The following is a 2620-nucleotide window of genomic DNA, read 5'->3' as shown; positions in this document are numbered from 1 at the left end:
TCAGATCATCGACCGTATCTGCCGCTACTGCGACAGGATCTCCGGACCAGGACACTAGCCGAGGTGGTGGAGCGCGCCGATCGGGATGACGTGCCCACCGTGATCACCCGACGGGGCAAGCAGGTCGCCGCCGTCGTCTCCATCGAGGTGCTGCGCAAGTACCAAGAGTGGGAAGAGCGCGAGATCAACCGGATCATCGACGAACGCATGGCCAACCCTGCGCCCGGCATCCCGATCGAGGACGTCATGCGGGAGACGCTGGCGCGCGGTGAGTGAGTACCGAACCGTCTTCCGGCCGGAGGCACAGGCCGAGCTCCGGAAGATCCCTCGCGACATGGCCCTGCGCATCCTGGTCAAGCTGACCGAGCTGGAAAGCGACCCCCTCGGCTTCAACACCACCGCCCTCGTGTCACAGCCGGAGCGCCGCCGACTGCGGGTCGGCGACTACCGGGTCGTCTACACGATCGACAACGGAGAGCTCGTGGTGTGGGTCGTCCACGTCGGGCATCACTCCTCCATTTACGACGCCTGATCCGAACCAGCACGGTATCGACGAAGGGGCTGGCTTCCGGAGGAGTCAACCCCTTCTACCTGCGTGTTCGCTACATGAACGATGTGGTGTTACTTCGTCCGCTCAGACGTTGAACCTGAACTCCACCACATCCCCGTCCCGCATCACATAGTCCTTGCCCTCCATGCGGGCCTTGCCCTTGGCGCGGGCCTCGGCGACCGAGCCGGTCTCGACCAGGTCGTCGAAGGAGATGACCTCGGCCTTGATGAAGCCCTTCTGGAAGTCGGTGTGGATGACACCGGCCGCCTCGGGGGCCGTCGCGCCCTTCTTGATGGTCCAGGCGCGGGACTCCTTGGGTCCGGCGGTCAGGTACGTCTGCAAGCCCAGGGTGTCGAAGCCGACGCGGGCGAGGGTGGCGAGGCCGGGCTCGTCCTGGCCGACGGACTGGAGGAGCTCCAGGGCCTCCTCCTCGTCCAGCTCGGCGAGGTCGGCCTCCAGCTTGGCGTTGAGGAAGATCGCCTCGGCGGGGGCGACCAAGGCGCGCTGCTCGTTCTTGAAGTCCTCGTCCACCAGCTCGTCCTCGTCCACGTTGAAGACGTAGAGGAAGGGCTTGGTGGTGAGCAGGTGCAGGTCGTGCAGGAGCTCGGCCCGCTCGCTGCCCTGGACGATGCCGTGCGCGAAGAGCGTGTCGCCCTTCTCCAGGATCTCCTTGGCCTCCTCGACGGCCTTGACCTTGGGCGCGATGTCCTTCTTGATCCGCGACTCCTTCTGGAGGCGGGGCAGGACCTTCTCGATGGTCTGGAGGTCGGCGAGGATCAGCTCGGTGTTGATCGTCTCGATGTCGTCCTTCGGCGAGACCTTGCCGTCGACGTGGACGACGTTCTCGTCCTTGAAGGCGCGGATGACCTGGCAGATCGCGTCGGACTCGCGGATGTTCGCGAGGAACTTGTTGCCCAGGCCCTCGCCCTCGGAGGCACCGCGCACGATGCCGGCGATGTCGACGAAGTCGACCGTGGCCGGAAGGATGCGCTCCGACTTGAAGATCGAGGCGAGCCGGGCGAGGCGGCCGTCGGGCACGCCGACGACGCCGACGTTCGGCTCGATCGTGGCGAACGGGTAGTTGGCCGCCAGCACGTCGTTCTTGGTCAGGGCGTTGAACAGGGTCGACTTGCCGACATTGGGCAGGCCGACGATTCCGATCGTGAGCGACACGTTGCGACTTCCCGTAGTTGAGTGGGCCAGGGGCTGCCAGGGGCCAGAGACCGACACTGGCCGATCCACCAGTTTACGGCGTCCCGCGCGCCCGCCTCACGACAGCGGTGATCGCCCGGCCAAGCTCTGGCCATCGGCGTGTCTCACGGCCGATTCGGCACATAAACAGACCTAGGTTGGTCCCTGTGGAGCAATACGGATCGCGACCCCCGAACGACGGACCGCGACGCGGCACGCCCCCGTCGGCCCCGCTGCCGGCCCAGGGACGGCGCCGGGCGGACGGCGAGCACGGGCCCGGCGGCGGACCCGCGCTCGGCGGCGTCCGGCGTGGGCCCGGTGGTGTGCGCCGGCCCGCGCCGGGTGGCGGGCCGGCCGCGCGGCCGGTGCGGGAAGCTCGGCCCGGTGCGGCGGACGGGCGACTGCCCGGCCCGCGGCTGCCCAACCCGCGGCTGACCGGGCTCGGCACCGGCCTGTTCTGCCTCGCGGCCATGTTCCTGCTCGGCTGGCTGGACCAGCTGCTGTTCGGCGCCTCCCCGACGGTCTACGGCGTGCTGTTCCTGCCGGTGTGCGCGCTGACCGCGCTGTGGGTGCGCGACGGGGACGTGCTGACCGCGCCCGTCGTCGTACCGATCGCGTTCGCCGTCGGGCTGCTGCCGGTCGCGGAGGGCGGCGGGGGGCTGCTCGGGCGCCTGATGGGGCTGGTCACCGGGCTCGCCACCCAGGCGGGCTGGCTGTACGCGGGGACGCTCGCCGCCGGGGTGATCGTGCTCGTCCGCCGGGTGCGGTGGGTACGACGGCGCCGGCGACGGAGCTGACGCCGCCGGCCCCGCCCCGGGACGGCGCACCTAGTGATCTGGTCTTGAGGTCTTTGGCCGCCTCGTGAGTCGTGTTCTGTTT

At 69.0% G+C, this 2620-nt stretch carries 4 protein-coding genes; 3 read left to right on the top strand and 1 reads right to left on the bottom strand.

The window, feature by feature from the left end:
* The first annotated feature begins 18 nt into the window (after positions 1-18).
* Positions 19-276, top strand: coding sequence for a type II toxin-antitoxin system prevent-host-death family antitoxin (locus IE273_RS43015; protein ID WP_189820543.1), 258 nt, complete (start codon positions 19-21; stop codon positions 274-276).
* A complete protein-coding gene (locus IE273_RS43010; protein ID WP_189820542.1) occupies positions 269-532 on the top strand; it encodes a type II toxin-antitoxin system RelE family toxin in 264 nt (87 codons plus the stop codon). Before IE273_RS43015 ends, IE273_RS43010 begins: the two co-directional genes overlap by 8 nt.
* A gap of 102 nt (positions 533-634) precedes the next feature.
* On the opposite strand, the gene ychF is transcribed toward IE273_RS43010, so the two are convergent.
* Positions 635-1723 carry a redox-regulated ATPase YchF gene (ychF, locus tag IE273_RS43005; protein WP_189820541.1) on the bottom strand — a complete coding sequence of 363 codons (1089 nt, stop codon included), beginning with the start codon at positions 1721-1723 and terminating at the stop codon, positions 635-637.
* A gap of 185 nt (positions 1724-1908) precedes the next feature.
* Here ychF and IE273_RS43000 point away from each other — a divergent pair, with 185 nt between their 5' ends.
* Positions 1909-2538, top strand: coding sequence for a DUF6542 domain-containing protein (locus IE273_RS43000; RefSeq protein WP_229888148.1), 630 nt, complete (start codon positions 1909-1911; stop codon positions 2536-2538).
* The last annotated feature ends 82 nt before the right edge of the window (positions 2539-2620 follow it).

Source organism: Streptomyces olivaceoviridis, from assembly GCF_014650115.1.
Classification (GTDB): Bacteria; Actinomycetota; Actinomycetes; order Streptomycetales; family Streptomycetaceae; genus Streptomyces; species Streptomyces olivaceoviridis.
Note: the sequence above shows the minus strand (reverse complement) of the source record. Positions and strands in the feature narration are given on the sequence as shown.